Raw genomic sequence first — 7,891 nt, forward strand, 5'->3', positions numbered from 1 at the left:
AAAAAATGAATGTGCGGTGATTTATTTTTGAAATTCTTGAAATTATATCAAAAATTTAGAGTTTTGACGGAGAGACTAACTACACTATTATTTTTAGTTGAGCTTTGTGTTTTTCTTTGTTTAGATGGTTTACTTTGCATAGGGTTTATTGGTTTGTGTTGAGCTAATTTGTCTGTAATTTGGGCAGATAGTTTTTTTATCAAACTTTCTTTTTTCACTTTAGGTTCTTTGTCAGTAATACCTACACCAAGCTTAGTTGCAGATTCTTTAAATGAATTTTTATCTCCTTTGTCAAAAGCTGTATTAAAAGAAGCTTCTAATCCTCCTTTTTCTACCTGACGAGTAATGGCTCGTAGCACCCCGCCTTCAATAGTTTCCGACAACGCTTTTTCATTAAAAATAGTTGTATTCAAAACATTTAATTTTACTGCACCATTGACGGAAGTCAGTTCCGCATATTCTATCCCCTTTTTATCCATCATTTTAATAGTAAATGCAGGTTTAAATCTAGTTTCTGGTACTAAATCCAATATTGCTTTTGCTTTATTTTCAGGGTGGGTAGATAATAAATTTAATGGATTTTTGGTATTGTAAATTAAGTCTACTTGATGAATAGCTTCTGCATTCAGATTCTTTTTGTTTAAGAATTCAGACATTACCCTTAGGTCTTTGATTTGCATTGTATTAGTGCTAGTGTTTATAGTCCCAATATCTATAGCCGGCTGGCCCCTTTCTACATTTGTATCATAGATGGTGGTAATCGCTTTATCTGGAACACTAGTGAGCAATCTGCTACTCGCGTTAGCATGACCTTCTAATAAGGAAGTAGTATGAACAAATCTTCCTTTATCTGCAGGACTTGCACTTTCATCTCTAGCTCTGTAATCAGCTCGTTCAGCAATTCCTACAAGACCAGGAGCTCCACTATAAGCAGCTACCGCTGAAGTAACAATTCCTTGTTGTAATAATTTTTTTGTACCAGAATCTAGCGTGACAGCATCAAAAATTATGTTAGGGCGTCCAGAGGTTTTTGTAGATATATCTTTTTGAACTAATTCTTTGACCATATATGCAAGATCTTGAGTTTTAGCAAAAACATTTTTACCTGCATTTTTTTCGTGCTCATTGGAGCCTGGAATGCTGAAGGCTCGATAGTTGTCTGTTGCAACTATAATACAATTCTCTTTTTGACTATCGCTAAGAAATTGTCTGGAAATAGTACTTTTTCCACTTCCTGCCGCGCCAAGAAAGCTAAAATCTCTGTTTTGACCCGGCGTAATGACGTCTTTAAGCTTTAAATCTAATGCGGCTGATATACGTGGCCTTTGTTCTTGGATATATTCATCAACTATTTCAGATGTAAATTTTTTTCTTATGAGGTCAAGCTCGATGGCTTTTGCCGCATTGATTCTCTCCTCGGTTATAGGTAGTTCTGGCAAGTTATTTCGTATTCTATTTTCATTATTTTGCTGTAATCTAGCCCGCGCTAAAGCCTCTAATTCGATTGCAGGCGGCGTATTCGCAGTAAGTTTCTCATTAATTTTGGCTTCAAGTTCACTTTTAATATTAGGATTGTCATCTAACAGCAATTTATATGCTTTCTGATTCTGTATGTTTAAGTCGTCTTCTCCAACTTTATAGGTAACTACCATCTCTTTTGCAAGGTGGATAGCTAAGGCTCCTTGAATGCTTGGACAACAAACGTCTGTTAACCAATCCTCGCCAGTTAATTTTGCATTTTTAATTAACTCCTCAGGAGTTCTAGTGGCAAACCCTGGTTGTAAAATACGATTATGTTCCAAATGAACCAGTTCTTCTTCTTGTGTCCATTGGTTCAAAGGCTTAAGAGTTAGCACATCTCTTTGGTTGTATGCTTCTGGATATTCTAATGATTTTGGAGTTTTCATACAACTATACTTAATTTATTATGAAAAAATTAATAATATAGATTACCTTTTTTCTCTATCTTTTCAAGAAATTTAAGTTAAAGAGATAATTATATTATTTGTAGTAAGTTTGGTTCTATTACATCTAAAATCTAGTTAGAGCAAGATCCTTTGAAATGGTTTAGTAATTTTTAGTGAATATGAAATGGTAGTATATATTTATAAATACATAACAGTATATCTTTTGCAAGAAGAGTTGTCGAGGCGTGCCTATTTCCGCTTTAAAACCCCATGACATTGAGGCTGTTAGCGATTGTGGCCGTTAGCTTTGTAACCACGGCTTCAATTACAATATACATAGTTCCAAACATTACTAGTATTTGTGCGGGAGTAATAACAAAGAATACCTGCAAATTAGGCATTAATCTTGCAAGCATACCGCTTCCGGTCATAATCGCAAGGCCGACCACTAGGAACGGAGATGATATTTTAAAAGAAAGGATAAAGCTATCATTTATTACGAAAGCAATAAATTCACTAAGATCTCCAGAGTTTACAAGCTCACCTGGTGGAAACTTAGCATAGCTTTCGGCAACTGCCTGAATAAATATAAAATGGGTATCAGTTGCAAAGATAAAGACAATAGCAACAAGTAGCATAAAATTAGAAAAAATAGCTACCTGTGACTTTTGCATAGGATCAAAAAATGCAGCGGCTCCAAGGCCAGATTGCATTGAAACTATCTGTCCAACGAAATGTAAAGACTGAAAATAGATGTTTGCAGCTACGCTGATGATAAGTCCAATTAATATCTCAATTGCTAAATAGCCGATATTATTAGCAAAATTTTCTGAATATCGAGGTAAATAGGGCTGTAATATTGGCATCATAACGAAAGAAACGGTAAGGGCAAAAGCAAGTTTCCCCCGCATAAATATGTAGGGCGAGCCGATTGCCGGAAGTTTGCTAAAAGCTGTTCCGAGCCTTGCAAAAACCAACATAAACTGAAAAATAAACTCAATTGTTATTTTTTCTAACATCATAAAACTTTTAACTTTAGCTCAATTTGTTTGATGTATAGTACCTTAGTATTATTAAACACATCTCATTGTCATCATTAATTTCTGGCTTAAAAGCGAAAAGAAGATCCTGAATCAAGTTAAGGATAATTTTTGGTATTCTAAACATCGATTTTATAATACTAAAAAATTTGTAAAAATGCAGTAATTTATTGACGTTTAGTTGAATTGATTATATTAATTCATGTGCTTTGGTTAGACAAAATTCTGTTGCTGTAATGTATAATGACCTAGTGGCGTTTTTGCCGCATCTATATTTTATTCTAAAAGGTGTTACTGTTACCTTGAAGTACAGTGTGATCTCAGTCTGTTTTGGGCTCATTATTGGTACAATTTTAGCATTTTTAAAAGTAATTGACCTAAAAATTCTAAGGTTAGCTGCTCACGCCTATACATCTATATTCAGAGGTACACCGCTTCTTATTCAATTAACAATAATATATTTTGGATTACCTGGCTTAATCGGTCTTAAGCTGAGTGTTTTTTCAGCTGGTGTAATTGCCTTTTCTCTGAATTCAGGAGCTTATGTTTCAGAAATAATCAGAGCTGGGATTGAATCTGTCGACAAAGGTCAAGTTGAAGCAGCAAAAGCACTAGGTATTTCTCCCATCTTGCGGATGAAAGACATAATATTACCGCAGGCATTTAGAAGTATTTTGCCCGCTTTGGTAAATGAACTTATCAATCTGGTGAAAGAATCATGTCTAATATCTGTTATTGGAGAAATGGATTTAATGAGAAGAGCTCAGGTCGTATCGGCAGAGACTTACACTTTTTTTACTCCGATGTTAACAGCCGCCGCGGCTTATTACTTGATGGTACTGATTATCAGTAGCTTTGCTTTGCTTTTAGAAAAAAGGCTAGCTATATGATCGTTCTAGAAAAAGTTACTAAGAAATTCATTGATAATACCGCGATCAAAAATATCAATTTAACTTTTGATAAAAAAGAAACTACAGTTATCATTGGTCCATCAGGCAGTGGTAAATCTACGCTAATTCGGTGCATTAATAATCTTGAAAATCCGACTAGTGGATCTGTTATGATTAATGGCAAAAAACTTACTAGAAGGAATAGAGGTAAGTTGTGCTTTAAAATTGGCATGGTCTTTCAGCAATTTAATTTGTTTCCCCATATGTCGGTTCTAGAGAACTTGACTTATAGCCCCTTAAATGTACTGCATACTAGTAAGATAGAAACTCAAGATAAAGCTAGAAAACTGCTTGATACATTCGGTATTTTAGAGAAAGCAGATTCCTCCCCATCAAAATTATCTGGTGGGCAGAAACAACGAGTTGCTATTTGTAGAGCTTTAATGATGGACCCAGAAACGATGCTATTTGATGAACCAACCTCTGCACTTGATCCCGAAATTGTAAAAGATATTATTGAAATAATCAATAATCTAAAAAATCAGATGCAGATGATAGTGATTACTCATCATATAAAATTTGCTAAGATTATAGCAGACAGAATAATTTTTATGGATAAAGGTTTAGTTTTAGCTGATCAGCCAGCTAATGAGTTTTTTGCTAAACCAGCTTCACACAGAGCCAAATTATTTCTAGCCAACGTCGGCGACCTAATGTAATACTATCCCCAGTTTTAATGGTAAAGAAGGATTTCGCCGGTCTTACTATATACTAACTTATAAGAGCGTACCCTGCACGTAGCGGCTATAAAATTCATATGTCTGACTTAAAATGGTGCAACTTTTCATAAAATTCTTCCGTCTTGTTCTAATAAACATTATAGTTATATTTGGTTATGTATTTTCAAATGGGGGTAGAAAATAATATGCAAAATAACTTTGGTTGTAAACTGGTGGCTGTTTTAGATATGAATAAGTTAAAGCTTTTTAAAGCAGAGGGGTTAAAAATTACAGAAGAAGTGGGGCAATTTCAGCTTCATAGTGAAGAGAAGCAAAGCATTGAAAGACATGAAAGCTTAAGAGGTAATAAATCTGGGTTATCTGCATTTCATGACCCTCATACATCCAAAAAAGATATTGATTTTAGCAATTCATCAAGAGCTGCAGTCGATCATATTAAACAACTATTCGCAAGTGATTTAGATTATAAAGAGCTATATATTGTTGCAAGCTCAAAGCTACTCGGGGCTATGAGACAAATGCTACAGGGTAATTTAAAAAAACGAGTAACCAAAGAAATAAATAAAGATCTAATTAATCACAGTATCAAGGACATTGAAAAAGCAATATTTGCTTGAATATATTTGTAGCTAAATAGGTTGATATGTCACTAATAAAAAAAGTATGTGTTATTGGTTCTGGGGTTATGGGCAGTGGTATTGCCGCACAAGTTGCAAACTCTCGAACTAATGTAATTTTGCTCGATATAGCAGATGAAGGTTCAAAAAACCCATCAAATATTGTATTATCAGCTATTGAAAAAATGCAATCGCAAAAACCAGCCCCATTGTCACATCCAAGTTTAGCGACGTATATCACTGTAGGAAACCTTCGTGATGATTTAAATTTGATATCAGAATGTGACCTTATCATTGAAGTAATAATTGAAAAGTTAGATATCAAACACACACTATATGAAACACTCCTTCCATATCTTAAAGACGATACCATAATCGCTTCCAATACTTCAACGTTGCCTTTAGCCAAATTGAAAGAAAAACTGCCGCAATCAGTGCAAAACAGATTTATCATTACTCATTTCTTCAATCCTCCCAGATATATGGAGCTTCTTGAATTAGTGTCTGATGTGAACAATGATAGCTCAGTGATTGATCGTGTCGAAGGATTTATTAGTAAAAAACTAGGCAAAATAATTATTCATTGCAACGATACTCCAGGTTTTATTGCTAATAGAATAGGATGTTTTCTTCTTGAATTTACGGTAAGAAAAGCTATTGAAAAAGGGCTCAACCCAGTATTAATAGATCAAATATTTACAAAGCTTCTCGGATTTCCAACCACGGGTATTTTTGGCCTTTACGATTTAATTGGTCATGACGTGATGGCTTTAATTTCAAAGTCATTGGCCAGTGCGCTTGATAGCAGAGATAAGTATCATGAAATTTACACTGAATCTGATACATTATCTATTATGAAGTCCAAGGGTTTACTAGGACGTAAGTCTGGTGCTGGTTTTTATAAAGTCACAAAGGACCAAGGGAAAACAGTTAAGCAAATATTTGATTTTAAACGTTTAGAATATGTTGAGCTAGGATTAGTGGAAATTCCTACAACTCTAGAAGAATTATTCAATAAAAATGATAAGTATAGTGATTTTTTTAAAGAGATATTAGCTACATTTTTTTCCTATATCATAAGTCTTGTTCCAGAAATATCTGATTCAACTGAAGATATCGATAAAGCCATGAAGCTTGGATATAGCTTGAAATATGGCCCTTTTGAGTTGCTTGATTCTTGTATGCCAAAGAATGAAAGTTGGCTCAAAGAGTTAAGAGCTGAACTAAATGCTATTAAAAGACCTATATCCAATAAGCCAACATGGCAAAATACGGCAAAAATAGTTTTATCAAATGATTCCGCTGATTTATTTGAATATAGAAATAACCATGTTTTTGTCATGAAAACTAAGATGAATTCTCTGAACCATCAGATTTTTGATTTAATCATAGATTCAGTGAAACTCTCTGAAGACAAGTCTATGAAGATAATAATTTATCCTGGTAATAGTAAACATTTCTCAGTTGGCGCGGATATAAGGTTATTTTATGACCAGATAAGCAGTAAAAACTTTAAAGCTATAGAAGGATTTATTGATCTTGGTCAAAAAGCTATGCTAGCTTTAAAATATGCGAGTATTGATGTTATATCGTGCGCTCACGGTCTTGCCCTTGGTGGTGGGTGTGAATTATTGCTACATTCTCATCATGTTATAGCACACCAAAATTTAAATGCAGGTCTAGTTGAACTGGGTGTCGGTCTTATTCCTGGTTGGGGCGGGGTTAAGGAAATGTTCTTACGGTCTAAAGGTGATAAAGGCCTGCTAATTAGAAACTTAAAGAATATTTTAGTTCAATATCAATCTGCTTCAAGTGATTTTTTTGCTAAAGAATATAACGTTGACTGTAATTTTAATATGAGTACTGAAAATATAATGTCAGAAGCTTTTGAAATACAGCCCATAGCACGAATTGCGACTAATAGTGTTGATTTACCAAAAATAGATCTTGCAAGTGAAATAGATACGACAAATTTCGATAATATAACTCACGAGGTATTGGAATTTTTTCAAAAAATAATTGATATGGGTAAAACAATTGACGAATCTACTTTGTTGAACATGGAAAAAGAAAAATTTCTGCAGCTGGCTGTAAAACCAACCAGCTTTGAAAGAATTGGCCGCTGGGTCTGTCCATCTAAGTGTGTAAATTCCTTATAGGTTATATAATCAATTAATATAACTAAGAGGAATAAAATATGACTAAAAACACTATCAATAATAAGAATAATGAAGCTATATCCGCAGCGATAGATTTACTGGTAAGTAAAGAAGTAGATCTATCGAATGTTTTAAGCAAAGGCGGGTTATTGAAACAACTAACAAAACGTCTTGTGGAAAAAGCTTTACAGGCAGAGATGAATAATCATCTAGGTTATGACAGATACGATCGTATTATCACTTCTAATAACGCCCGTAACGGTGTATCTCAAAAGAATCTAATCACTGATAATGGCCTTATTACAATAGACGTTCCAAGGGATAGAGATGCTGAGTTTGAACCTGCAATCATTCCCAAAAGAAAAACAAGAATTGAAGGTTTAGATCAAAAAATTCTATCCTTATACGCCAAAGGAATGAGTCTATCAGATATTAAACTTCAGATTCAGGAACTATACGGGGCTGACATTAGCGAAAGCCTTGTTAGTAGAATTACTGATGATGTCATGGACGATGTTAAAGCTTGGCAAGGCAGGCC

7 protein-coding genes are annotated in these 7,891 nt (G+C 34.2%); 5 read left to right on the forward strand and 2 right to left on the reverse strand.

Annotation, left to right across the window (positions count from 1 at the left end):
• Nucleotides 1-47: 47 nt before the first annotated feature.
• Nucleotides 48-1,907 carry a zeta toxin family protein gene (locus Megvenef_RS05965; RefSeq protein ID WP_322777065.1) on the reverse strand — a complete coding sequence of 620 codons (1,860 nt, stop codon included), beginning with the start codon at nucleotides 1,905-1,907 and terminating at the stop codon, nucleotides 48-50.
• 260 nt (nucleotides 1,908-2,167) lie between these two features.
• The gene (locus tag Megvenef_RS05970; protein ID WP_322777066.1) at nucleotides 2,168-2,929 is read right to left on the reverse strand and encodes a flagellar biosynthetic protein FliR; all 762 of its coding nucleotides are present in this window, start codon (nucleotides 2,927-2,929) and stop codon (nucleotides 2,168-2,170) included.
• Between the two features lie 254 nt (nucleotides 2,930-3,183).
• Between Megvenef_RS05970 and Megvenef_RS05975 the strand changes: the two genes are divergently transcribed.
• From Megvenef_RS05975 to Megvenef_RS05995, 5 genes are all read left to right on the forward strand, one after another.
• Complete coding sequence (locus Megvenef_RS05975; RefSeq protein WP_322777070.1) at nucleotides 3,184-3,837, forward strand: amino acid ABC transporter permease; 654 nt, start codon at nucleotides 3,184-3,186, stop codon at nucleotides 3,835-3,837.
• On the forward strand, nucleotides 3,834-4,556 hold the full coding sequence (locus Megvenef_RS05980; RefSeq protein ID WP_322777067.1) for an amino acid ABC transporter ATP-binding protein: 723 nt from the start codon (nucleotides 3,834-3,836) through the stop codon (nucleotides 4,554-4,556). Before Megvenef_RS05975 ends, Megvenef_RS05980 begins: the two co-directional genes overlap by 4 nt.
• 206 nt (nucleotides 4,557-4,762) lie before the next feature.
• The gene (locus Megvenef_RS05985) at nucleotides 4,763-5,194 is read left to right on the forward strand and encodes a host attachment protein (protein WP_322777068.1); all 432 of its coding nucleotides are present in this window, start codon (nucleotides 4,763-4,765) and stop codon (nucleotides 5,192-5,194) included.
• 26 nt (nucleotides 5,195-5,220) lie between these two features.
• Nucleotides 5,221-7,353 (forward strand): 3-hydroxyacyl-CoA dehydrogenase/enoyl-CoA hydratase family protein, encoded by a 2,133-nt coding sequence (locus Megvenef_RS05990; RefSeq protein ID WP_322777069.1) that lies wholly within the window; start codon nucleotides 5,221-5,223, stop codon nucleotides 7,351-7,353.
• 38 nt (nucleotides 7,354-7,391) lie between these two features.
• Nucleotides 7,392-7,891, forward strand: a 500-nt coding sequence (locus Megvenef_RS05995) for a transposase (RefSeq protein ID WP_322776251.1), incomplete at its 3' end; no start/stop codon positions are given.

The sequence above is a fragment of the Candidatus Megaera venefica genome (assembly GCF_034554655.1).
In the GTDB taxonomy this organism is placed as follows: Bacteria; Pseudomonadota; Alphaproteobacteria; order Rickettsiales; family Rickettsiaceae; genus Megaera_A; species Megaera_A venefica.